The sequence below is a fragment of the Kordia sp. E genome, from assembly GCF_056033805.1.
Map to the genome: position 1 here is coordinate 33,600 of NZ_JBRASR010000005.1, position 23,721 is coordinate 57,320.

At 31.3% G+C, this 23,721-nt stretch carries 23 protein-coding genes; 18 read left to right on the forward strand and 5 right to left on the reverse strand.

Features of this window, described 5'->3' with window-relative positions:
• Positions 1-48: 48 nt before the first annotated feature.
• Entirely contained in the window at positions 49-798 is a 750-nt protein-coding gene (locus ACUUYC_RS21790) for an SDR family NAD(P)-dependent oxidoreductase (RefSeq protein WP_474269376.1), read from the reverse strand.
• Positions 799-978: 180 nt separating this feature from the next.
• Positions 979-2,388, reverse strand: coding sequence for an MBL fold metallo-hydrolase (locus tag ACUUYC_RS21795; protein ID WP_474269378.1), 1,410 nt, complete (start codon positions 2,386-2,388; stop codon positions 979-981).
• A gap of 218 nt (positions 2,389-2,606) precedes the next feature.
• On the opposite strand from ACUUYC_RS21795, the gene ACUUYC_RS21800 reads away from it, so the two are divergent.
• On the forward strand, positions 2,607-3,272 hold the full coding sequence (locus tag ACUUYC_RS21800) for a TerB family tellurite resistance protein (RefSeq protein WP_474269380.1): 666 nt from the start codon (positions 2,607-2,609) through the stop codon (positions 3,270-3,272).
• 1,108 nt (positions 3,273-4,380) lie between these two features.
• Here the strand turns inward: ACUUYC_RS21800 and ACUUYC_RS21805 are convergent.
• A complete protein-coding gene (locus tag ACUUYC_RS21805) occupies positions 4,381-4,887 on the reverse strand; it encodes an endonuclease V (protein ID WP_474269382.1) in 507 nt (168 codons plus the stop codon).
• 78 nt (positions 4,888-4,965) lie between these two features.
• Positions 4,966-6,294, reverse strand: coding sequence for an alkaline phosphatase D family protein (locus ACUUYC_RS21810; RefSeq protein WP_474269383.1), 1,329 nt, complete (start codon positions 6,292-6,294; stop codon positions 4,966-4,968).
• 285 nt (positions 6,295-6,579) lie between these two features.
• On the opposite strand from ACUUYC_RS21810, the gene ACUUYC_RS21815 reads away from it, so the two are divergent.
• The 9 genes from ACUUYC_RS21815 to argH all read left to right on the forward strand — a co-directional run bounded on the left by ACUUYC_RS21815 (position 6,580) and on the right by argH (position 15,605).
• Positions 6,580-6,939 (forward strand): lipocalin-like domain-containing protein, encoded by a 360-nt coding sequence (locus tag ACUUYC_RS21815; RefSeq protein WP_474269385.1) that lies wholly within the window; start codon positions 6,580-6,582, stop codon positions 6,937-6,939.
• Positions 6,940-7,492: 553 nt separating this feature from the next.
• Positions 7,493-8,110: a GNAT family N-acetyltransferase gene (locus ACUUYC_RS21820; protein WP_474269386.1), complete on the forward strand. Its 618-nt coding sequence runs from the start codon at positions 7,493-7,495 to the stop codon at positions 8,108-8,110.
• Positions 8,107-9,303, forward strand: coding sequence for an argininosuccinate synthase (locus ACUUYC_RS21825; protein ID WP_474269388.1), 1,197 nt, complete (start codon positions 8,107-8,109; stop codon positions 9,301-9,303). The genes ACUUYC_RS21820 and ACUUYC_RS21825 overlap by 4 nt, the downstream gene beginning before the upstream one ends.
• On the forward strand, positions 9,300-10,277 hold the full coding sequence (argC, locus tag ACUUYC_RS21830) for an N-acetyl-gamma-glutamyl-phosphate reductase (protein WP_474269390.1): 978 nt from the start codon (positions 9,300-9,302) through the stop codon (positions 10,275-10,277). The genes ACUUYC_RS21825 and argC overlap by 4 nt, the downstream gene beginning before the upstream one ends.
• Positions 10,278-10,289: 12 nt before the next feature.
• The gene (locus ACUUYC_RS21835) at positions 10,290-11,417 is read left to right on the forward strand and encodes an aspartate aminotransferase family protein (protein WP_474269391.1); all 1,128 of its coding nucleotides are present in this window, start codon (positions 10,290-10,292) and stop codon (positions 11,415-11,417) included.
• Between the two features lie 46 nt (positions 11,418-11,463).
• Complete coding sequence (locus ACUUYC_RS21840; protein WP_474269393.1) at positions 11,464-12,399, forward strand: Rossmann-fold NAD(P)-binding domain-containing protein; 936 nt, start codon at positions 11,464-11,466, stop codon at positions 12,397-12,399.
• A gap of 2 nt (positions 12,400-12,401) precedes the next feature.
• Positions 12,402-13,178 (forward strand): acetylglutamate kinase, encoded by a 777-nt coding sequence (argB, locus tag ACUUYC_RS21845; protein WP_474269394.1) that lies wholly within the window; start codon positions 12,402-12,404, stop codon positions 13,176-13,178.
• Positions 13,175-14,242: a M20 family metallo-hydrolase gene (locus ACUUYC_RS21850; protein WP_474269396.1), complete on the forward strand. Its 1,068-nt coding sequence runs from the start codon at positions 13,175-13,177 to the stop codon at positions 14,240-14,242. Before argB ends, ACUUYC_RS21850 begins: the two co-directional genes overlap by 4 nt.
• 88 nt (positions 14,243-14,330) lie before the next feature.
• The gene (argH, locus tag ACUUYC_RS21855; RefSeq protein WP_474269397.1) at positions 14,331-15,605 is read left to right on the forward strand and encodes an argininosuccinate lyase; all 1,275 of its coding nucleotides are present in this window, start codon (positions 14,331-14,333) and stop codon (positions 15,603-15,605) included.
• Positions 15,606-15,712: 107 nt separating this feature from the next.
• On the opposite strand, the gene ACUUYC_RS21860 is transcribed toward argH, so the two are convergent.
• Positions 15,713-16,414: a hypothetical protein gene (locus ACUUYC_RS21860; protein WP_474269399.1), complete on the reverse strand. Its 702-nt coding sequence runs from the start codon at positions 16,412-16,414 to the stop codon at positions 15,713-15,715.
• A 344-nt stretch (positions 16,415-16,758) separates the two neighbouring features.
• Between ACUUYC_RS21860 and ACUUYC_RS21865 the strand changes: the two genes are divergently transcribed.
• The 8 genes from ACUUYC_RS21865 to ACUUYC_RS21900 all read left to right on the forward strand — a co-directional run bounded on the left by ACUUYC_RS21865 (position 16,759) and on the right by ACUUYC_RS21900 (position 23,595).
• Entirely contained in the window at positions 16,759-17,172 is a 414-nt protein-coding gene (locus ACUUYC_RS21865) for a hypothetical protein (RefSeq protein WP_474269401.1), read from the forward strand.
• A gap of 60 nt (positions 17,173-17,232) precedes the next feature.
• Entirely contained in the window at positions 17,233-18,906 is a 1,674-nt protein-coding gene (locus ACUUYC_RS21870; RefSeq protein ID WP_474269402.1) for a tetratricopeptide repeat-containing sensor histidine kinase, read from the forward strand.
• A 5-nt stretch (positions 18,907-18,911) separates the two neighbouring features.
• Complete coding sequence (locus ACUUYC_RS21875; protein WP_474269403.1) at positions 18,912-19,652, forward strand: LytR/AlgR family response regulator transcription factor; 741 nt, start codon at positions 18,912-18,914, stop codon at positions 19,650-19,652.
• Positions 19,653-19,877: 225 nt separating this feature from the next.
• Positions 19,878-20,462, forward strand: a complete 585-nt coding sequence (locus ACUUYC_RS21880; RefSeq protein ID WP_474269405.1) for a toxin-antitoxin system YwqK family antitoxin — start codon at positions 19,878-19,880, stop codon at positions 20,460-20,462.
• Positions 20,446-21,675: a hypothetical protein gene (locus ACUUYC_RS21885; protein WP_474269407.1), complete on the forward strand. Its 1,230-nt coding sequence runs from the start codon at positions 20,446-20,448 to the stop codon at positions 21,673-21,675. Before ACUUYC_RS21880 ends, ACUUYC_RS21885 begins: the two co-directional genes overlap by 17 nt.
• Entirely contained in the window at positions 21,653-22,018 is a 366-nt protein-coding gene (locus ACUUYC_RS21890; protein ID WP_474269408.1) for a type II secretion system protein, read from the forward strand. The genes ACUUYC_RS21885 and ACUUYC_RS21890 overlap by 23 nt, the downstream gene beginning before the upstream one ends.
• Positions 22,011-22,487, forward strand: coding sequence for a hypothetical protein (locus ACUUYC_RS21895; protein ID WP_474269409.1), 477 nt, complete (start codon positions 22,011-22,013; stop codon positions 22,485-22,487). The genes ACUUYC_RS21890 and ACUUYC_RS21895 overlap by 8 nt, the downstream gene beginning before the upstream one ends.
• Positions 22,471-23,595: a type II secretion system F family protein gene (locus ACUUYC_RS21900; RefSeq protein ID WP_474269411.1), complete on the forward strand. Its 1,125-nt coding sequence runs from the start codon at positions 22,471-22,473 to the stop codon at positions 23,593-23,595. Before ACUUYC_RS21895 ends, ACUUYC_RS21900 begins: the two co-directional genes overlap by 17 nt.
• Positions 23,596-23,721 lie beyond the last annotated feature (126 nt).

Below are 23,721 nucleotides of genomic sequence, written 5' to 3' on the forward strand. Positions count from 1 at the left end.
AAAAAGCAAAGTCTACTAAACTTTGCTTTTCGTATATGTTTTGCTTGCTTAGTTTCTTCCAGACATAACACCACCATCAGTATCCCAAATTGCTCCGGTAACCCAACTAGCTTTTTCAGATAATAGATATGAAATTGTGTCAGCTACATCTTGTGCTTTTCCGTTACGTCCAATTGGATGAAAACCATGAAAGTTTTGTAAAGCGTCATGTGCTTCTTGCTTTCCACCAAAAACACTTTCGTATACAGGTGTTTCTACAACAGCGGGCGAAACTGCGTTCACTCGGATTTTATGATCAGCCAATTCCATTGCTAAATGTTGTGTCAGCGAATGTAAACCTGCTTTTTGCATAGAATATGCAGAAGAAGGCGTAGCTTTTACAGCTTGTTTTGCCCACATAGATCCTACATTTACAATTGCTCCACCTTCAGTAGTACTCATTTTTTTAGCGGCTGCTTGTGTGATGAAAAAGAAACCTCTATTTAAATCTTGATACGAATCATAATCAGCAACAGTATGGTCTAAAAACGACTTTGGCCCAAAAATACCAGATGCATTTACCAAATAATCTAGATTGTCAAGTCCGTTAATTTTTTCGTTTAACGCGTCTACTTGCGCTGCATTTGTAATGTCTACTTGATGTGTATGTAAATTTCCTGAAGCTTCATTTTTGAATGCTTCTAATTTTGAAGTGTTTGTTCCAACTACGTGTACTTCAACACCTTCGTTAAGTAAATTTTGTGCAGTTGCTCTTCCAATTCCACTACTTCCTCCTATAATTAATGCTCTTTTGCTCATGTTTATATGTTTTATGTTTGTTATACTTTTTTTGAACACAACAAAAGTAATAGCTGCGCAGAAGCATAAATAGTGCATACGGGAGAATAAATGGTAATTTTGGGAAAGTTGATTTCAGAGAAAAAAAAAGTCCTTTTCATTTTTATCTGAAAAGGACTTTAATATATGTTTAGTTTACTTTTATGAAAGTGTAGATGGACAAACAAATTCAGTAAATGGTAAATCAGTTTTTTTAATAGCACCAAATCCGCCAGCGACATCTGTTACTTTATGAAAACCACGTGCTTTCAAAATAGAAGCAGCAATGACAGAACGATATCCACCAGCACAATGAATGTGATATGCTTTGTTTGCGTCGATCTCGTTCATATTTTTATCAATGTAGTCTAATGCAAAATGTTGTACACCTTCAATATGTTTCGCTTGGTATTCACCAACTTTTCGAACATCTAATACATTTATAGTATTATTTTTAAAACGATTTGCAAATTCTTCTGCTGAGATTGAAGTAATACTAGCTGTTTCTTTTCCAGCAGTCTTCCAAGCGTTAATTCCGCCTTCTAAATAACCAAGTGTATTATCATATCCAACACGCGAAAGTCGTGTGACAGCTTCTGCTGATTTTCCTTCAGGAACAATTAATAAGATTGGTTGCTGTAAATCAGTGATCAATGCGCCAACCCATGGAGCAAAACTTCCGTTAAGTCCAATAAAAATACTGTTTGGAATATGTGATGCTAAGAAATCTTTTTGAGGACGAACATCCAAAATTAAAGCATTTTCTTCATTTGCTAGAGCTTCAAATGCTGTTGGATTTAACGTAACATTTCCTTTTTCTAAAACAGTTTCAAAAGCTGCATACCCAGATTTATTCATCAGTGCATTCTTTGAAAAGTATTGCGGTGGTGGCGCAATTCCATCTAAGACTTCTTTTACAAATTCATTCCTTGTCATATCGGCACGCAATGCATAGTTAGTTTTCTTTTGCTCACCAAGTATTCCGACAGTTTCTTTACTTAAATTTTTTCCACATGCTGAACCAGCTCCATGTGCAGGATATACAATAATATCGTCTGCCAGTGGCATAATCTTCGTGCGAAGTGAATCGAATAGCATACCAGCTAAATCTTCTTTTGTTAAGTCAGATTTGATAGCTAAATCTGGTCTTCCGACATCACCTAAAAACAAAGTATCTCCTGAGAAAATAGCATGCTCTTTTCCAGTTTCATCAATTAATAAATATGTAGTAGATTCAAGTGTATGTCCAGGTGTGTGTAATACTTTTATTTTGATATCTCCAATAGTGAAAACTTCATTATCTTTTGCACTATATATATCATAATCTGTAGTAGCATTTGGACCAAAAACAATAGTTGCACCAGTTGCTTTAGCCAAATCAAGGTGACCAGAAACGAAATCTGCATGAAAATGCGTTTCAAAAACATACTTTACAGTAACATTATTAGCTTTTGCTTTGTCAATATATGTTTTTGTTTCTCGTAGCGGATCAATAATGGCAGCTTCCCCTTTAGATTCTATATAATAAGCACCTTGTGCAAGGCAACCTGTGTAAATTTGTTCAATCTTCATAATACTATAATTTGCGCTACAAATATAACAAAGATTACGCTTATAGGTATTGTGCATGCATTGTATTTATTTGTTAAAAAAAGAAGTTACTTATTGTGAATGCAGTAATTATGAGGATCTTAAATTGGAATAACATATTTAAATATAAAAGGAGTGAAGACAAATAACAGTTATGGTTTACACATAAAATATATTATATTTACAAAAAAGCAATTCATATGTTTATAATTTTTGGAACAAGAGGAATCAAGCATACAGTAAGCGAGAGTCCTGTGTTAAATAATAGTTGTCCTAATTGCGACAATGGAAACTTAGTAAATAAGTTATACAGACGTTGGTTTACGTTATTTTTTATTCCTGTAATTCCGTTAGACGTTGTTGATCGTTTTTATGAGTGTACTAATTGTAAAAGTGCTTATAATGAAAAAATCAAAGATATTTTAGGACAGTCACAATCAATACAAGAGAATGCACAACACCAATCACGCTATATTTATGCAAAAGCATTGATTGCAACCATGACACATATGTCAGTAATTGATAATGATTTTGCTGCTGAAGAAGAACGAGAAATTAAAGATGCTATTGAGCAATTTGATGATATTAAAGCAGAGTTAGTTGAAATCATGGAACGTGTAAAACGTGATCAGAATAAAGACAATTTTGTGTTTAATTTATTAAATGAAGCACGAACCGAATTATCAGCAGAAGCAATTATGAATATTTTGGCGCAAGCTGGAGTTGTATTATTAGCAGATGGTGTTATTGATAAAGCAGAAGAAGCATTGATGAAAGAATACTTAATTGCATGTGGACTTCCAAAAGATATGTACAAAACATTAATTGATAAATTACAAGTAAAAGAGATTCAAGAAGTGAATTAAGTATATAAAATATTGAATATAAAGCGAGCTAATGCTCGCTTTTTTTATGCTCTATTTATAAATAATAACATTATTTAGCTAAAATAACACAAATCAAATTTTTATAGGTCAACTCTTAAAAAATAGCATATTAATTATTGATTTTCAGCATGTTAGAAGTTGTTTTATTAGTACGTAATTTATAAATTACGTATTGTATTTCTTTTATATTCTATCTACAATAGCTAAGTTTACCACAGGTTTTTTAGGTTATTTATTCTTCAGTAAAATTTCAAACTGGGTATTCTATTCCATGAAAAGAAGAATATATTTCTTATGAAAAAGGAGTGTTGGGGGACACTCCTTTTTGTTTTTTATATATTTTCACAACGCTTATTAACTTTCTACTACGCTTATACAAAATGTAAGTGTTACGTCAACTGCATTTACTACTTTCGAACTAAGTTTCAATGAGTATTTATTGAGGTTTATTATTCTACAATTAGAAAGGAGTGTTGGGGAACACTCCTTTTGTTTTTTTAGCCGGATAGCGATTACAATTATAAAATATGTTCTTTTTATATTCTATTAGTAAAAACGATGCTATTGTTATGAGTGTAGAGGATTTTATCTTCTTTAAATGCTTGATTTACTGAAAGAAAGGCTTTCTTTCAAATGCTAATCGTCTTAATAACGTCATTCGTCTATACTATAGGCTAGGTTGATCGACTTTTATCGGTACGCTACATTGATAAACTTATATTTGGTACAGAATATTTAGTATTACGATAAAATTACAATCTGGTAAATTGTATAAAATTTAGAACTTTTGTGCCCCCAAAAGTTCTTTTTTTGTTTATAGCTATTAGTTAATTTTTAAAAAAAATAGAAAAGCTTTGTAAGCTTATCGATATAAAACGACCACTTATCTATATGTAGTTACAATTTCATCGACTTTGTAATGATAAAGAAGTTAAACTACATTATTTTTATGCTATTAATATTTAGTATTAATAGTGTTAACAATCTGATAAATTGTATTAAAAATAAAAAGAGAATCCTTTGCCCTAAGGATTCTCTTTTTATTTATAGATGTTTCTGTAAGATGATCGATTATTAGGCAAAAGATCTATTGTTTCTCTGTTTTTGTTACCGCATCTAAAAGTTTCAGAACTGTTGGCATACGATGTTCGCCATGTAATAAATTTATTTTTTCAAGAACTATTTCTTTAGCAATACCAATACAAGAAACATACAAAGGGTTTTCACTTGATCCACGCAAAATAGGAGTTGAAACTTCTTCGGTATCAATAAATGATTTTTTTGCAACGCCAATGACAGGCACTTTTTCATCGAGCGCTTGCCATAAATAAGCTCCTAAGCCATATTTTTTATTATTATGCACAAACACATGTCCGTCTACAATAATCGCTTCTGTGTTTTCTAAATCAACTTGTTCTAATACTTTTAAAATACACGGTAATTCTCTTTTGTAAAATTCGCCAGGAACATAGGGTTCAACTTCATCAATGGTTGCTGTATAAACCTTTTCAGGAACAGCATCTTCCCAATCAAAAGCTACACAAACAGCTTTTGCATAGGTTTCTTTATAATGAATATCAGTGGCTATAATCATATATTAAAACTAGTAAATAAAAATAAAACCGCCAATAGTAACTATTGACGGTTTTGATATATAATTTGTATCTAAAAACTATTTTCTTGGATAGCGTAAATCTTGTGCGTTGATTGTATAATCAAATGCTTTTTTTCCGTCAGAATCATAAATGGTTAGCAATAAAACACGTTCACGACGCTTTCCAGAAATATCAATAATACCAAAATTACGGTTATAGAATGTTTTATCTTTTACCTGTAACGTATTGCCTTCGTCTCTTGGTTTGTGAGTTCCGGCAGTTAAAGGAGAACATGTAATATCAATTAATGGATATGCATCTTTACGTTCCAAACGCGAAATTTCAGTATGATGTCTGTCTCCACTTAAAAATAAAACACCTTCAATTTTAGCTTCATGCAAACGTTTAAATAATTCTGCACGTTCTGTTGGATACGTTATGTAATTTTCAAACTTAGCTACATCACTCACTACTTGTCCACCATTAATAACAATTTTAAAGGTAGCTCTACTAGTTGTTAATGCATCAATTAACCAATTGAGTTGTTGTTTTCCTAAATAATCTTTGTCTTTATTTGGATCTCTATTGGAAGCACGATGATAGCGGTCATCTAGCATAAAAAATTCTACATCATTCCAAGCAAAATGTTGTGTAACTCCACCGTTTCCAGCAGCATTTGTATTTAAATTTCCCCAATAATCATTAAATGTTTTCTCTGTTAGTTGTTTATTCACATAACTACGGTCTGCATCATTTGGACCAAAATCATGATCGTCCCAAGTTGCGTAATGATGCACACTTCCTAATAACGGTTGTAATTCGGGCAATGCACGTGTATGTCTGTAACGATGACGAATTCCACGATTTGTCATAAAATCAGGTGTTCGTAAATACATATTGTCACCAATCCACAACATTAAATCTGGATTTTTAGCTACTATTGAATTGAATATTTGATACTTTCCTCCGTATGGTTTTGGACGATCGTCTTTTGTTTCATTAATAAAACTACACGAACCTAATGCAATTTTAAAATTTGGCGGATCTGTTCTGAATTGCCATAAAGTCTGAGTTTGAAACGTTAATTTATAATCTCTAGGAATATATACATCGTTGATATAAAGTTTGTATGTGTATGTTGTTCCATATTCAACATTGCTTGGAGTTAATTTTGCAATCAAATCACTTTCAAGTGTAGTTTGTACAGTTTTTGTGAATTTTTCAGTTTTATCAGTAGTGAAATAACCAATTTTTACGGAAGCTGGCTCCGTAGTTTGTACCCAAATTAAAGCTTCTCTAAAATCAGAATACCCAACCATTGGACCAGATTGTAACAAAGATTCTTGTGCAAAACTTAAAAAAGAACACAACACAAAAAGACACGACAATACTATATTTTTCATCATAGAAATTAAATTAAAATGCAAATTTCAACATAAAAAAGTACTTTCAGATTAAATCTAGGTTATAAATTATGAACAATTACATATATTAAAATGATTTCTTATTGTAAAACCCTTTACAAATATTGTTGGAGCTTTTATTTTTTATGTGTAATTCTAATGAGTTACAAATTAGTATGAGTGAACTAAATTTTTTGATCATCTTTGTAACGTATGCAATTGTCATGATACCAATAGAAAAGTCTTTGACAATAAAAGAAATGTCACTTTTTTAAAATATAAAATAGTATGAGAAAAATAATTGTAGTAGTTGTTGGATTGTTATTAATTTCATGCGGAAACGCTGAAAAATATGATAAAATTGCTGGAGAATGGAATTGTGCAGAATGGATCATAGCATCTACAGGAGAAGATAGATGCAATAATAATGTATACTTTAATTTCAAAAAAGATAAAACATATTCGTCTAAAATAGGAAGTTTAGAAGAATCAGGTGTTTATAAAATAGCAAACGGATTACTATATTCAACTCCAGAAGGAAAACTAGAAATAGGAGTTGAGATTAATACATTGAATAAGGATACATTACAATTTGTGATGAGCAGATCTGGAGAAAAAGAAACATTGACATTACTGCGAAAAAAATAGTAACTGTTCGAAAAAATATAAAAACCTAAAAAGACCTAGCTATTAGTAGTTAGGTTTTTTATTGTCTTTGAAAATTTAAAATCACTTAGTTTTCTTGTAAAAAAGTAAGCTAAATTATCAATTACTTCTTAAAAGGATCAATGATTTTCATTATACGTTATAAACAACGCTTTTTTTAAGATATTCGTAAAACTCAAGAAAAAATTATTTTTTAATGTCTAGCGTAAAATTATAATTTGTACGTTTGTATCAATGATTACTCAAAATAAAATATACAATAGAAAACCCAGTTTGCGTTTACGCAACCGCCGCCGCTAATTCTACAATCTAGCAGTACACTCTATTTAGTAATTTTATTTTTTATTTCTTGTATCATTTAATATTCATATCATCTTTTCAAAATGTAGTTATTTCTCAAAATAACAGCATTCCCACACGCCGCTTTTTTCCACGCCGCCCGTAAGGGTACGTTTTATATTAGGAACTTCGGTGCGTCCAGTTCTTCATTTCCAAAATACTACAAATACAATTTTAATCATTTTAAATCAGCACAATGGATATTGTTATTGCTAACAATTCGCATCGTATATATGCAGATACTATTTGCGAAACAATCTTAGAAGCCGCTCAAGTAAGAGGTACAGGAATTGCCAAACGAAAACCTGCATACATTATTTCAAAAATGGAAAAAGGCAATGCTGTCATTGCTTTAGATGGCGAAAAATTTGTCGGTTTTTGCTACATCGAAGCTTGGAGTCATGGAAAATTTGTAGCCAATTCAGGACTCATCGTTCATCCTGACTACAGAGGTAAAGGAATTGCTAAGAAAATCAAGAAAAAGGTTTTTGAACATTCCAGAACAAAATTCCCAAATGCAAAAGTATTTAGTATTACTACTGGATTAGCTGTGATGAAACTCAATAGTGAATTGGGTTATAAACCCGTAACATTTTCTGAACTCACAGAAGATCAATCCTTTTGGAATGGTTGTCAAACCTGCAAAAACTTTGATGTATTAAAACGAACACAACAAAAAATGTGTTTGTGTACAGGCATGTTATACGATCCGACTACAAATGATTCAAAAAAAGATATAAAAATAAAAGAAAAGGTTTTTGACAGATTGAAAAGCATCAAACAAGCCTTGTTATTAAAAAAAGATAAAAAATGAATACTTCAAAAAAATTAGTGCTTGCCTATAGTGGTGGATTAGACACTTCTTATTGCGCTGTGCATTTAACCAAAGACAAGAAATTTGATGTGCATGCAGTTAGTGTAAACACAGGAGGTTTCACGCAAAATGAGATCAACACGATTAAAGAAAATGCTTATAAAATGGGCGTTTCAACGTATAAAAATATTGATGCGGTTACTACTTTCTATGAAAAAGTAGTGAAGTATTTGATTTTTGGAAATGTCTTAAAAAACAATACGTATCCATTATCTGTAAGTGCTGAACGTATTGTACAAGCCATTGAAATTATTGAATATGCAAAAAGTATCAACGCTACATACATTGCTCACGGAAGTACTGGCGCAGGAAATGATCAAGTGCGTTTTGACATGATTTTTCAAACTTTGGCGCCAGAAATTGAAATTATTACACCAATAAGAGATCAAAAGCTAACACGTCAAGAAGAAATTAAATATCTAAAAGATAATGGAGTTGACTTGTCTTGGGAGAAAGCAAAATATTCCATCAATAAAGGACTTTGGGGAACAAGTGTTGGCGGAGAGGAAACTCTAACTTCTAAAAACTCGTTGCCTGAAGAAGCGTATCCATCGCAATTAGAAAAACAAGAAGAAGAAAAAGTTCAGCTTACTTTTTTACAAGGAGAATTAGTTGCTGTAAACAATCAAAAAAATGCTTCTGAAGTCAATATCGAAATCTTAAATACAATTGCTTCTGCTTTTGCAATAGGAAGAGATATTCATGTAGGTGATACAATTGTTGGTATAAAAGGTAGAGTAGGATTTGAAGCTGCTGCGGCAATAATTTGTATAAAAGCACATCATTTATTAGAAAAACATACACTTACCAAATGGCAATTACAACACAAAGAATATCTATCTAATTTTTATGGAATGCATTTGCATGAAGGACAATACTTAGATCCTGTCATGCGAGATATGGAAGCTTTTCTACAAAGTAGTCAAGCAAAGGTTTCGGGTAATGTTTTTATTACGTTGAAACCATATCATTTTACGTTAGATGGAATTGAATCTGAGCATGATTTAATGAATGCGAAATTTGGCAGTTATGGCGAAGTAAACTCAGGTTGGACAGCTGATGAAGCAAAAGGATTCATCAAAATCTTTGGAAATCAAAACAAAATTTATCAACAAATAAACGCTGAATTATGATACAAGCAGGAATTATTGGAGGTGCAGGATACACAGCTGGAGAATTAATTAGACTATTGTTACATCATTCAAAAGTAGAGATCAATTTTGTATATAGTACGTCAAATGCTGGTAACAAAATAAATAGTATTCATCAAGATTTAGTTGGAAGCACGGAAATGTCATTCACCAATTCGATCGATACAACTATTGATGTATTGTTTTTGTGTTTAGGTCATGGAAATTCGAAAGTATTTTTAGCGAAACATACGTTTTCAGAAAATACTAAAATCATCGATCTCAGCAATGACTTCAGATTACAAAAAGATGAAGAGTTTGAAGAAAAAACCTTTGTGTACGGATTGCCTGAATTGCAAAAAGAAACTATCAAAAAAGCGAAATATATAGCTAATCCAGGTTGTTTTGCTACCGCGATTCAACTCGCACTATTGCCTTTAGCACATCATAAATTGTTAGCAAATGATGTGCACATCAATGCGGTTACTGGAGCTACAGGCGCAGGAACTTCCTTATCTAAAACCACACATTTTACATGGAGAGACAATAACTTTTCGTACTACAAACCTTTTACACATCAGCATTTAGGAGAAATTCATCAAACCGTACAGCAATTGCAAACTGACTTTACTTGGGAAATCAACTTTATGCCAAATAGAGGGAATTTCAGCAGAGGAATTTTTGCAACAGCATATACAAAGTTTGAAGGAAATTTAGAAGAAGCTAAAAAACTATACACTTCCTTTTATAAAGATGCTAAATTCACTTTTGTTAGTGATGAAAACGTTCATTTGAAACAAGTAGTCAACACCAATAAATGTTTGCTTCATCTACACAAGCACGACGGAAAATTATTAATCACAAGTATCATTGACAATCTTTTAAAAGGCGCTTCTGGTCAAGCAGTTCAGAATATGAATTTACTGTTTGATTTTGAAGAAACTGAAGGATTACAATTAAAAGCTAACTTTTTCTAACATCTAACAATCATGAGTTTATTTAACGTATATCCATTATTCGATATCACTCCAACAAGTGCAAAAAACGTGCATGTATATGATGAGAATCATAACAAGTATTTAGATTTTTATGGTGGTCATGCTGTAATATCTATCGGACATTCGCATCCAAGATATGTAAAAGCGATAACCGATCAAGTTGAGAAATTAGGGTTTTATAGCAATGCTGTTCAAAATCCATTACAAACAAAATTAGCAACTAAACTAACCACTTTATCAAACTGTAAAGGTTACCAATTATTTTTGTGTAATTCTGGCGCAGAAGCCAATGAAAATGCCTTGAAACTTGCATCATTTCATACGAATAAAACAAAAATTCTTGCGTTTAAAAATTCTTTCCACGGACGAACTTCTGCTGCTGTTGCTGCGACAGATAATGCTAAAATTGTGGCACCAATTAATGCACAGCAACAAGTTGATTTTGTAGAACTAGGCGATTTAGAAACGGTAGAAACCATTCTAAAAGAAAATAAAACTTGTGCCGTAATTATAGAGTGTATTCAAGGTATTGGCGGATTGGAAGAAAGTACAACTGCTTTTTATCAAGGTTTGGAAATACTATGTAAAACTTACAATACCATTTTAATTGCTGATGAAATACAAGCTGGTTTTGGGAGAACTGGAGATTTTTTCTCGTTTCAAAAACATCATATTACACCAGATATCATTTCAATGGCAAAAGGCATGGGCAATGGATTCCCGATAGGAGGAATTTTAATTCACCCAAAAATCAAAGCTTCTTTTGGATTGCTCGGAACTACATTTGGTGGAAATCATTTGGCGTGTAGCGCATCTTTAGCAGTATTGAATGTTATAGAAGAAGAAAGAGTGATGCAAAATGTTGCTGAAATTTCTAGCTATTTCATTGCCAAAGCAAATACATTTTCTAAAATTAAAACGATCAAAGGAAGAGGTTTGATGCTTGGATTGGAATTTGATTTTCCTATTGCTGAATTACGAAAAAAACTCATTCACAAACATCACATTTTCACGGGAAGTGCCAAAAATCCAAATTTATTGCGGATTCTTCCACCGTTAACAATCACCAAAAAACATGTTGATCATTTTTTTGAGGCATTGAAAATAGTGTTAAAATGAAAATAAAGTCTAATTAAAAAAGGTTCCACTTTCGTGGAGAATGCATATGAAGAAATACACAAACATATACGACATCGACAACATTCCCGAAATCATACAAGAAGCAATTGAGCTAAAAGAAAATCCTTTTGCTCATGAATATTTAGGAAAACATAAAACCATAGTCATGCTATTTTTCAATGCGAGTTTGCGTACGCGTTTAAGTACTGAAAAAGCTGCAAAAAACTTAGGAATGAAAGTCATGATCTTAAATGTAAATGACGCTTGGAATTTAGAATTTGAAGATGGTGCTGTAATGAATTTCAATACTTCTGAACATGTAAAAGAAGCTACGGAAGTCATTTCACAATATGCAGATATTATTGCGATTCGTGCATTTCCGAGTTTGACAGATAAAGAAAAAGATGCTTCCGAATGGATTCTGAATAGTTTTGTGAAATATGCTTCTGTTCCAATTATAAATATGGAAAGCGCAACGATGCATCCATTACAAGCATTGGCTGATGCAATGACGATTGAAGAATTAAAAACGAAGCAGAAACCAAAAGTGGTTTTGTCTTGGACGCCGCATCCTAAAGCATTGCCGCAAGCTGTTGCAAATTCGTTTGTGGAAATGATGGAGAATATAGAAGTTGATTTTTCCATTACACATCCAAAAGGGTATGAATTAAACCCAGATATTACGTTAGAAACACCAATTAATTACAATCAAGCAGAAGCGTTGAAAGATGCCGATTTTGTATATGCAAAAAATTGGAGTAGTTATATAAATTATGGTGAAATTCTAAACGAAGATGCTAATTGGATGATTACTAAAGATAAATTGAAAACTGCAAAATTCATGCATTGTTTACCAGTAAGACGAAATGTAGTTGTTGAAGATGCTGTATTAGATTCTGACAATTCTATTGTCATCGAACAAGCAAACAATAGAACCTACGCAGCACAAATTGTTTTAAAGAAAATCTTAGAAAATATATAATTATGCAAACATTAAAAGTTATAAAAATAGGAGGGAACATCATTAATGATGAGGTTGCATTAGCTGTTTTTTTAAGAGGTTTTGCACAACTTGAATCTCCAAAGATATTGGTGCATGGCGGTGGAAAATCAGCAACTAAATTAGCAGAAGAAATGAGCGTTGAAGTTCAAATGAATCAAGGAAGACGTATTACAGATGCTAAGACTTTAGACATTATAACGATGGTATACGCTGGAAAAGTAAACAAAACGATTGTAGCTAAGTTACAAGCAAATAACTGTAATGCTGTTGGTTTTTCGGGTGCTGATGGAAATAGTATCGTTTCAAAAAAACGTCCTATACAAGAAGTGAATTATGGTTTTGTAGGCGATGTGGAAAAAGTAAATACTTCTACAATACAAATTTTACTAAATAACGATGTAACACCTGTTTTTTCAGCTATTACACATGATGAAAACGGACAATTATTAAACACAAATGCTGATACAATTGCTTCCGAACTAGCGATTGCTTTTACAACTGATTATACTGTTGAATTGTATTATTGTTTTGAAAAAAATGGCGTTTTAGAAGATATCAAAAATGAAGATTCAGTGATTGAGCATATCAACACAGAAACGTATCAAACCTTATTAGAAAACGGCATTATAGCCGATGGAATGTTGCCCAAACTCAACAATTGTTTTTATGCACTAACAAATCAAGTACATAAAGTATGCATTGGAAAACCAACAATGCTTTTTAATGAAAATGTAACACACACAACTATTCAAAAATGAACATTCAAGAATTAACAAATAATGCAATTGCATTGCTGCGACATCTGATAGAAACACCATCTTTTTCTTCGGAAGAAGATCATACCGCAAAGTTGATAGAAAATTGGTTTCAGAATTATAATATTCCTTATACACGAACTAAAAACAACGTTTGGGCAACTAATTTACACTTTGATGAAAGCAAACCAACATTGCTATTAAATTCACATCACGATACTGTAAAGCCAAATAATGGTTATACAAAAGATCCGTTTAAAGCGATTGAAGAAAACGGAAAACTGTATGGGTTGGGAAGTAATGATGCTGGCGGTTGTTTGGTTTCACTGATGGCAACATTTACACATTTTTATAATAAAAAAGATTTAAAATACAATCTTGTGATTGTTGCTTCCGCAGAAGAAGAAAGCAGTGGCGAAAACGGTTTGAATAGTATGCTGTCTATCATTCCAAAAATTGATGTAGCCATTGTAGGCGAACCGACATTGATGCACTTGGCTGTTGCCGAAAAAGGGCTTTTAGTTTTTGATGCAATTGTAAAAGGAACACCGAGTCATGCAGCACATCCAAATACAGACAATGCAATATATAATACAATTGATGTATTGAAATGGTTTCAGGAATTTACGTTTAAAAAAACATCTTCTGTTTTGGGCGATGTAAAAATGACAGTTACACAAATAAATGCTGGAAAACAACACAATGCAGTTCCTGCGAATGTAGAATTGGTGGTTGATGTTCGTGTGAATGATGCGTATACAAATACTAATATTGTTGGAATTCTTCAAAAAGAAGCACCATGTGAATCTATAATTCCAAGAAGCTTAAAATTGAATTCATCGTCAATTCCTAAAGAACATCCATTGGTACAAGCAGGAATCGCTTTGGGCAGAAAAACCTATGGTTCACCAACGCTTTCAGATCAAGCAGTATTGTCATGTCCGTCTCTAAAATTTGGCCCTGGCGATAGTACGCGTTCACATACTGCCGATGAGTTTATTTACATTCATGAAATAGAAGAAGGTATTCAAATTTATATTGAATTATTAGATAAGGTTATTATATAATATAGTTGTCATTCCTGCGTAGGCAGGAATCCACAACAAAAAAGAAAATAGATTCCTGCCTTCGCAGGAATGACAAAAAAGGAAACTTATGAAACTCTGGGATAAAGGAATTAATATAGATAAAAAAATAGAAAATTTTACTGTCGGGAATGATAGAGAAATTGATTTACATATTGCAAAGTATGATATACAAGCTTCGTTAGCACATGCAAAAATGTTGGAAAAGATTCAAATTATTTCCTCTGAAGAATTGCAACAACTTTCAGAAGGATTACATGAATTACAATTGCAAGTAACCAATGGAACTTTTGTGATAGAAGCTCAATTTGAAGATGTACATTCAAAAATAGAATTCGAGCTTACTCAAAAATATGGCGATATTGGAAAAAAGATTCATACGGCACGTTCTCGAAACGATCAGGTTTTGGTTGCCTTGCAGTTATTCTACAAAGACAATTTAAACCAAATTACTGCTAATACTAAAACGTTTTTTGAGACACTTATGCAACTCGCTGAAACACATAAAGAAGCTTTGTTGCCAGGGTATACACATTTACAAGTTGCGATGCCTTCTTCTTTCGGGTTGTGGTTTTCTGCGTATGCAGAATTACTAATTGATGATGTACATTTATTAAATGCAACATTAAAAACGGTAGATCAAAATCCATTAGGTTCAGCAGCAGGATATGGAAGTTCATTTCCTATTGATAGAAATTTTACAACAGACGAGTTAGGCTTTGAAACCTTAAAATATAATGTCGTTGCCGCACAAATGAGCAGAGGGAAAAGCGAACGAACCATTTCAATAGCCTTGGGAAGTTTGTGCAATACATTAGCACGGTTTGCGATGGATATTTGCCTGTATATGAGTCAGAATTTTGACTTTATTTCCTTTCCAGATGCATTAACTACTGGAAGTAGCATTATGCCACACAAAAAGAATCCCGATGTTTTTGAATTGATTCGAGGTAAATGCAATAAGATTCAAGCGTTGTATACAGAAATGCTCTTAATTACGAACAATTTGCCAAGTGGTTATCATAGAGATTTTCAACTTCTAAAAGAACATATGATAACAGCATTTTCAGATGTAAAAGATATTTTGGAAATATTCAATCATTCTATTCAACAAATTTCTGTAAAAGACATTGATTTAAACGATGAAAAATATACATACTTATTTACCGTAGATAGTATTAATAATTTGGTGATTGATGGTGTTTCTTTTAGAGAAGCATATCAACAAATTGGGAAACAAGTAGCAAATGGAACATATTCACCAGCACAATCTAAATTGCATACACATATTGGTAGTATTCATAATTTATGTTTGGATGCTATTAGCGATAAATTTCCTGTGTAATTTGGTAATGACTAGAGAAGGACTATTAAATAGAAATAAAAAAATATCGAGGAATAATCCTCGATATTTTAGTTTTGAGATGATTAAATCAATATTTATAAATTGTTTTATTCTGCTAACTGTTTGATATCTGCCGAAACTGGTAATACTACTTCATTTAATACAGTATTGACGAGTGGGAATAAATTATCTAACGCTACACTTGTCAAATTTGCAACACCATTGGCAAATGCACTGGTTACTAAATTAGCAACAGGATTAAAAAGTCCTAAACCATGAACATCAATGTGAATTTCACCAATACTTGTGTTCGATTGTTCAATAATTAAACCTTCTATTGTAACGACACCGTTTTTTATTTCTCCAGAAACTGAAACTTTACCTCTAAGGTTATATCCGTTAATAGTTGCAGTTGCGCCTAAACTAACTGATTCTGATATATCTTTGAACCAATTTTTAAACGTTCCAGTTTCTCTTCCTGAACCTTTTGCACTAAGATGTTTTTTAGTTCCAAATTTATAGAAACCAGCTCCAGAAAATCTTTTTCCATCAGGAGAAATATGCGCACTATCTATAATTAGTTCATCAAATGAAGAAGTAGACAAACCTGTCAAACCTTTAACGGTATATTCCAAAGAGCATTCAAGACTTACACCAGCATATCCGATTTCTCCTGTATCTGCACTACCGCTACTTGATCCACCAGCTGGGTCAAAGCCATTTTTTTTAATTTTTTTTGATATTACCTTATTGATCTCATTCATGTTTTGTTGAATAACATAGTTTAGTATTCCTACGAAATTTTCCATAATTAAAGTGTTTTTTAGATTTCCTTACTCTATTTAATACAGGCTTTTCAGGTTCCACCAGATATTTGTTTTTTTAGAAAGTTTGGTAACACAAAAGCATTTATTTCTAATGTTCTTTGGCTAGGCAATTACTTCTAAAGAGTTTTATATAAATAGCTATTTATTTGATTCAAAAGTAGTTGCTTAAGTAGTGTGAAATTTATGTTATGTTATAAGTGCAGAAAAAAATGAAACGAGTGCAGTGAATATATGAATGAGTGATATTTTGATTGTATATTCTTTTTCTATTGTAAGAATATTATTAAATTGACAGCAAAGAAATGAACTAACCTAATTTAGATTTTATGCAAAAAATAGATGTTATTAAAAATAAGTCTAGTATAACGAATCTTTCTCTTCTAGATGAATTTAAACTCTTCTTTACAGAACAACTTCAAGAACCTCCATTTGTTAAGATATATGAAAACAATATATATATAATTGTACTTTTAGATAACGCAATTACAAGTGATGAAATAAAAATTGAACAAATCACCAAAGATGAAAGCAAGCAATTATATTGCTCAATAAAAATTATAGAAAAAGATATACGAAAGACAGGTCAATTAAGCATTCGACAAATCATATTAACATTGGATGAAAATGATCCATTTAATGATGTCAGTCAAGTTTTTGTTGAAATTGAATATAATTGTAGTACAGATTTAAGTAATGTAGGAGAGCCCAAAAGAGGTACCATTGTAGTTCCACCAAAGTAAACTTTTTCAATGCTTTTAAAAAAAAGAAAGTTATTCTTTTGTTGTTTTTTAGGAATAATAATGTGTTGTTTTTCACAGAATACATATGTTGATAATTTATTTGCCAAATATTGTATGCAATGCGATGTGTTGTCTGCTAACTATGAAAAAATAGAATTAGACATTCCTGTAAATACTTGGCATAACGCACATGTTAGTTTTAAACATGAAGATTATGAAAAAGCGCAATATTACTTATTAAAAGACATCAAGACTGCCAACACCTTAAAACAACTTTTTCAAGGACACTTACTATTAAAATTAGGAATATACGATGAAGCTAAAATAAACCTCATGAATGTCCTAAAATTAGGAAGTAAGAGCCAACAACAAATGGCTTACAAAAGTTTAGGTGATGTGTTTTATAAAAAGAAAGAATATGATTCTACAGTTGTATATTATCAAAAAGCATTTGAAGTTGATACATTTCAAAGTGCTTTTTTTAAAAATGAAATATATGAAAACTTAGCATACATTGCTTTAGCGAAAGAGGAATATACTACAGCAGAAACCTACTATAGAAAAATTTTAGGAGCATATATAAAACAAAAAGATTCGTTGCCAATTGCTAGAGCCTATTCTCATATGGGAAACCTATATTTTGAACAATATAAAGATCAAATTGCAAGAAAATATTTTGATTCTGCTTATGTATATTTAAAAAATTTAAAAGACTTAGAATTAAAAATTGCTGTAACACACAATCTATATTTTATTTCAGAATTATTAAAAGAACCAAAAACAGCAATACGTTATTTTAAAGAATATACAATTCATAAAGATTCGTTGCAACGGCAAAATATGGTTTGGGAAGTTGCGCAGGAAAGAGAAACGTTCAATATTGGTATAAAACAAGTAGAGTTAAAAGCAAAAACGGCACAGCGTAATACATTTTTTGCAATAGCAATAGGAGCATTTTTATTAGCTTTAATTGCATTCTATGCATATAGAAATAGTAAACAAAAAAACCGACAAATAATAAAGCTAAATACAGCATTAACAACATCCAACGCAACTAAAAACCAATTGTTCTCTATTGTTGCTCACGATTTGCGTGCTCCAATTTCGCATTTAAAGCAACGATTTGAAAGTAAAATATCTCAGAAAAATTATCAAACGGATGAATCTTTTTTAAATACAAATTATAAAGCTGTTCAATCTGTCAATCAATTGGTTGATAATTTATTAAATTGGTCGTTGAGTCAATCCAATTTAATAGCTGTACATCCTGAATGGTTTCCGTTAAAACCTATTATTGATCAAGTTCTGTTTCCATTTCTATCATTAATAGAAGAAAAACAAATTGAATTAGAAGTAGAAATTTCGAAATCAATCTTAATTTTTGCTGATATCAATACAATTAAAATTGCTTTGAGAAACTGCATTGACAATGCTATAAAATTTACGCCAAATAATGGAAGTATTGCAATTTTTGAAAACTCAAAGACGAAAAAACTATTTACATTGTCAATTGAAGATTCAGGAATAGGAATTTCAAAGGAAATAATACATACTATTTTTGAGGTTGATACTAAGAAAATAAAAGAAGATACTTCAGGACATAAAAGCACAGGATTAGGCATAGTCCTCACTAAAGCGATGATTGAAAAAAATGATGGAACATTAGCCATCACAGCAAATACAGAAATTGGAACAACAGTAAATGTTACATTACCTTTTAAACTTATAAGCTAAGAATTATGAAAAAAATAAAAATATTACTTTTAGAAGATAATGAGTATGATGCAGAAATGTTAGAATCAGTGTTATTCGAAGACTATGAAGTAATCGTTTCTAATACTTATAATGAAGCAAAAGAAAAATACAATCTGCATGCACCAGATTTATTAATTTTAGATATTTATATCGATAAAGAACGAGATGGTATTCGCTTTGCAGAATATCTTACTGCAGAATATAATGACGTACCGCCAATAATGTTCTTAACAAGCGCCAATGATAGTATAACTTTCAAACAGGCAAAAAGTATAAAACCCGATAGTTATTTATTAAAACCATTCAATCCATTAGAATTACAATTCTCTATTGAACTCGCTTTTGAAAAATATGCAAAAGAAGCTGGCGGATTCACTGCAAGAAAAAATTCTGTCTTAAAAATAAAAAACACCTTTTTCATTAAAAAAAATGGAATATTATGCAAAGTCACTACCGATGAAATCTCTTCTTTAGAGGCAGATGGTAGATATTGTATTATTTACACTGATACAACTCAATTTTTGGTACAACAAAGTCTTAAAGAATTGGCTAGTAAAATGCCAGATACTTTTGTGATGACACATAGGAAATTTGTAGTTAATTTAGAGAAAATTTCAAGTGTTAATGCTGCGGAATATTATCTAACAATGAAAAATGGAAAAACTGTGCCTGTAAGTCAACGTCATAGAAAATTCCTTTTAGATCATTTCAATATCATAAAATAAAATTTCCCACCTATTTTTTTCAATTGAATTATTGGTTTTCTATATCCTAAGAATTCCAATCTTATAAAAGGAAATTTCAAAAAAAGACCTCTTTTTTTGAATATTTACTTCAAAATTCAACGCTTATACAATAATTACTACGCTTACGAAAAACTATTGGCATTTCTGAAACTTCTATCGTAATATGCACGAAAATCACGTTACGAATCCCCATAAATAGAAGTAATGAAATTTATATTCACAGTATTTATCGTTCTTATAATAACGCCTCAAAAACGAATTATCAATCATCAAGATTATGATTATGAATTCTACATTACGCAAGAAGTCGTTAAAAAGCCAAAAGAAAATAGAGTTTATTATTGGTATCGCTCTGGCGAAATTCACCAATCAAACTCAGGAATTGGTGGTCCAATCTTAGTAGATAATTATCAAAAGTTTTACAAGTCAAAACAACTTGCCGAAAAAGGAAACTTTAAGAATGGTTTAAAGCATGGAGTTTGGCGCAATTGGCAGGAAAACGGAAAACTTCAAAAAGTAGTACACTGGAAAAAAGGGCTGCTTCATGGAGAATTTATAGTGTATAATACTGAAGGTGAAAAAGAACAAGAAGGAAACTATAGAAACGGACATAAACAAGGAACTTGGATTGATTATATCAAAAAAGACACCTTATCATATAAGTCTGGGAAAATCATTCCTGAGAAAGTAAAAGATACCGTAAAACGTGAACCATTTCTGAAGCGAATCTTCAAGAGAAAAAAGAAAAAAACGTCTAAAAAAGATAAAAAAGATGCTAAAATGGTATAAAGCATCTTCACTAGTACACGCAGTATTTGTGTGTTTGTTAATTGCGCTAACCTGTTTTGGAATGTTACTATTAGCAAGTTATAACTCGTTATTTCAACAACAAACTTTAGCGAAAACACAATTACAATTAACCAATGATGCGGCTATTGAATGGCAACTTTCAAAGGACAATCTTGATCAAGTAGAAACGATACAGACTTCAATTTTTGATGACAATATTCAGACAAATATCAAAACGATAAATTGGGGATTTTACAAAGTAATTACAGCAAACTCTACGAATAAAAAGGATACAATTCGAAAATCTGTTTTAGTTGGAAAAATTAAATCAGATAAAACTGCATTATATGTTACAGATTATGATAAGGTACAAAGTATTGCTGGTACTATAAAAATTGTTGGTGCTATAAATGTTCCAAAAGCGCGATTGGATGAAAAGAATATGCAAGGTGAAAAAAACACAATTCTTATCAATGGAGCAACTAGAGCTTCGCAGGATAAATTACCTGTAATTAGCTCAAAAATATATCAACTTCCAAGCACGTACGATCGTGAATTTACACTGGAAAATCTAGAAGAAAATCCAGTATACATACATTCGTTTGATACAGAAACATTGTTATTAAAAAATGTAAATGATCGTTTATTAATAGGTAAAAAACTAAAAGGTAATATCATCATTGAAAAATCGGGAACGTTTACCATTACAAAACAGATGAGGTTAGAAGATGTAATTGTAAAAGCAGATGAAGTAAATATTGAAGCTGGATTTATTGGAAACATTCAAATTATTGCTAAAAAAGCAGTTTTTATTGAAGAAGATGTACAGTTGAACTATCCTTCTAGTATTATAATTGAAAAACCTAACAAGTTTGGGTCTATAACTATTGGTGAAAATAGTGTATTAATAGGAGGAATTATTTTGAAAAATTCAACTAAAAAAAATGCATTGGAATCATTCATAACAATTAAAAAAGACGCTTTGATTGTTGGAGATATCTATTGTAATGGAAATTTAGAATTATATGGAAAAATATATGGAAGTGTGTACACAGATTATTTGATGACACGTATAGAAGGCGCTTCTCATAAAAATATGTTGATGAACATTGAAATTGATCGTTCTAAACTCCCAGAAACATTTGCTGGTATTTCAATATTTGAAACTGCATCAATAAAAAATACAACATATGAAGTCATTAAAGAATTTTAAAAAAATACAGGCTTCTTCATTACTAGAATCAGTGATGGCAACTGCAATAATTGCAATTTGTGTTATTATGGCAACGATTGTATTTGTAAATGTATTTAAAACGTCACATTCAACTGCCTTTTTTGAAGGTTCGCAAGAAATTCACACCATTATAAATAATCTAAAAGAAACGCAAAAGGCAATTGACGAAACGTATAAGCATTCAAACTTTACGATTGAGCAAACGGTAACTAAGTATGAAAACGAAACCAATGTAAAACACATACAACTTGAATTAATTACAAATCAAGAGCGAAAAAAATTTCATTATATACTTAATATGAAAGCTGATGAATTTGAATAGAAAATTTAAAGCATTTACATTGACAGAAACCATTTTTGGACTGATTATTACAAGTGTTTTAATTGGCGTGATTTATACAGTATTTACGACATTCAACAAACAATTTGTATTATTTCAACAACAACAAATACAAAGCAATGCATATGTTTTATTTGATGCTACCTTCAAAAAAGACTTATACAAAGCTACTGCTGTTACCTATGAAAATGAACAGCTTATACTTAGAAACTACAAAGAAGAAACAAAGAAATATATACTTCAAAAAGATAGCCTTATACGCACATTCAATGAACAATCTGAGATCATTCTTACAGATATAATTTCATTTACATATACTAAACAAAAAACCTATCATACCATGCATATGCAAGTACGATTGTATGATGAAATTATCAATTTGACATACCAAAAAAAGGAGAATCCTGTGAATGTAATCAACGAAACTTTTACGAATGAGATTAGACATTAAAAAACATAAAGTTACGGCAACAGTTGCATCAAAAAGCACAAAGAAATCAAAAGGATTGAACTTTGATTTCTTTGCGAAATTCTCCAATAAAGACAAAGAAGCATTCTATAGAGAATTTGCCGTATTGATAAAATCGGGCGTTGATTTTAATCAATCATTACAACTATTAGCAGCACAACAAAAATCTGAAAAAATAAAAAGTATTCTCACTACAATTAACAAGGATGTGGTTTTAGGAAGTACACTTTTTGATGCGTTACAAAAACACAAAGCATTTTCTCCATATGAATATTACAGTATCAAAATTGGTGAAGAAACTCGAAAACTAGCAGAAGTACTCACACAATTGCAGCGCTTTTTTGCACGTAAAATAAAAATGAAACGTCAAATTGTTTCTGTAATTACGTATCCTGTATTTGTGTTGGGAATTACGTTTATCGTACTCTATTTTATGCTCAATTATATTGTGCCAATGTTTACATCCGTTTTTAAACAGTTTGGAAGTGAATTACCTGGTATCACAAAATTTGTAATTCGATTGTCTGAAAACTTCAATACAATCATGTTTGTCATTGCTGGAATTATCACAACAATAACTGTCATTCATAAATTGAACAAAAAGAACAATCGATATCGTGATATTTTAGGGAAAATTATATTGAAAATTCCGTTTGCTGGTGCTTTTCTAAAAAAGATATACGTAACACAATTTTGCCAATCGCTAAGTTTATTACTAAGTGCAAAAACACCTTTAATAACATCTTTAGATTTAACGAAAGAAATGATCACGTTTTATCCAATGCAAAAAGCAATTCAACAATTGAAGTTTGACATTTTGAAAGGAAATACGCTTTCAAATAGTTTAGAAAGACACTCCATTTTTCCTAAAAAACTAGTTTCATTAGTTGGCATTGGTGAACAAACCAACGAACTCGACAGCATGTTTAGTAAACTTAATGATCAGTACAATGATGAAATAGAACACACTACAAAAATGGTTGGAACTGTGCTTGAACCATTACTCATAATTGTGATTGGTGCTTTGGTCGGATTCATCTTAATTTCTATGTACACACCAATGTTTGACTTGAGCAAAGTGATTGGTTAAAATGTAGTTTTTTTCTTCAAATCCCTCACTTTTATTCAAAAAACGCAACGCTTATTAACTATTTGCTACGCTTGTTAATTAGAGCCGTCTCAAACCACATATTTAGTATACTTTAGTTTCAGAATA

Bases quoted from the DNA above. Each gene is read 5' to 3' on its own strand.
- ACUUYC_RS21820 (WP_474269386.1), top strand. From the start codon at position 7,493: ATGGATATTGTTATTGCTAACAATTCGCATCGTATATATGCAGATACT.
- ACUUYC_RS21870 (WP_474269402.1), top strand. From the start codon at position 17,233: ATGTGTTGTTTTTCACAGAATACATATGTTGATAATTTATTTGCCAAA.
- ACUUYC_RS21900 (WP_474269411.1), top strand. From the start codon at position 22,471: ATGAGATTAGACATTAAAAAACATAAAGTTACGGCAACAGTTGCATCA.
- ACUUYC_RS21835 (WP_474269391.1), top strand. From the start codon at position 10,290: ATGAGTTTATTTAACGTATATCCATTATTCGATATCACTCCAACAAGT.
- ACUUYC_RS21800 (WP_474269380.1), top strand. From the start codon at position 2,607: ATGTTTATAATTTTTGGAACAAGAGGAATCAAGCATACAGTAAGCGAG.
- ACUUYC_RS21790 (WP_474269376.1), bottom strand. From the start codon at position 798: ATGAGCAAAAGAGCATTAATTATAGGAGGAAGTAGTGGAATTGGAAGA.
- ACUUYC_RS21890 (WP_474269408.1), top strand. From the start codon at position 21,653: ATGAAGTCATTAAAGAATTTTAAAAAAATACAGGCTTCTTCATTACTA.
- ACUUYC_RS21815 (WP_474269385.1), top strand. From the start codon at position 6,580: ATGAGAAAAATAATTGTAGTAGTTGTTGGATTGTTATTAATTTCATGC.
- ACUUYC_RS21810 (WP_474269383.1), bottom strand. From the start codon at position 6,294: ATGATGAAAAATATAGTATTGTCGTGTCTTTTTGTGTTGTGTTCTTTT.
- ACUUYC_RS21875 (WP_474269403.1), top strand. From the start codon at position 18,912: ATGAAAAAAATAAAAATATTACTTTTAGAAGATAATGAGTATGATGCA.
- ACUUYC_RS21860 (WP_474269399.1), bottom strand. From the start codon at position 16,414: ATGGAAAATTTCGTAGGAATACTAAACTATGTTATTCAACAAAACATG.
- ACUUYC_RS21850 (WP_474269396.1), top strand. From the start codon at position 13,175: ATGAACATTCAAGAATTAACAAATAATGCAATTGCATTGCTGCGACAT.
- argB (WP_474269394.1), top strand. From the start codon at position 12,402: ATGCAAACATTAAAAGTTATAAAAATAGGAGGGAACATCATTAATGAT.
- ACUUYC_RS21880 (WP_474269405.1), top strand. From the start codon at position 19,878: ATGAAATTTATATTCACAGTATTTATCGTTCTTATAATAACGCCTCAA.
- ACUUYC_RS21840 (WP_474269393.1), top strand. From the start codon at position 11,464: ATGAAGAAATACACAAACATATACGACATCGACAACATTCCCGAAATC.
- ACUUYC_RS21805 (WP_474269382.1), bottom strand. From the start codon at position 4,887: ATGATTATAGCCACTGATATTCATTATAAAGAAACCTATGCAAAAGCT.
- ACUUYC_RS21865 (WP_474269401.1), top strand. From the start codon at position 16,759: ATGCAAAAAATAGATGTTATTAAAAATAAGTCTAGTATAACGAATCTT.
- argH (WP_474269397.1), top strand. From the start codon at position 14,331: ATGAAACTCTGGGATAAAGGAATTAATATAGATAAAAAAATAGAAAAT.
- ACUUYC_RS21825 (WP_474269388.1), top strand. From the start codon at position 8,107: ATGAATACTTCAAAAAAATTAGTGCTTGCCTATAGTGGTGGATTAGAC.
- ACUUYC_RS21885 (WP_474269407.1), top strand. From the start codon at position 20,446: ATGCTAAAATGGTATAAAGCATCTTCACTAGTACACGCAGTATTTGTG.
- argC (WP_474269390.1), top strand. From the start codon at position 9,300: ATGATACAAGCAGGAATTATTGGAGGTGCAGGATACACAGCTGGAGAA.
- ACUUYC_RS21795 (WP_474269378.1), bottom strand. From the start codon at position 2,388: ATGAAGATTGAACAAATTTACACAGGTTGCCTTGCACAAGGTGCTTAT.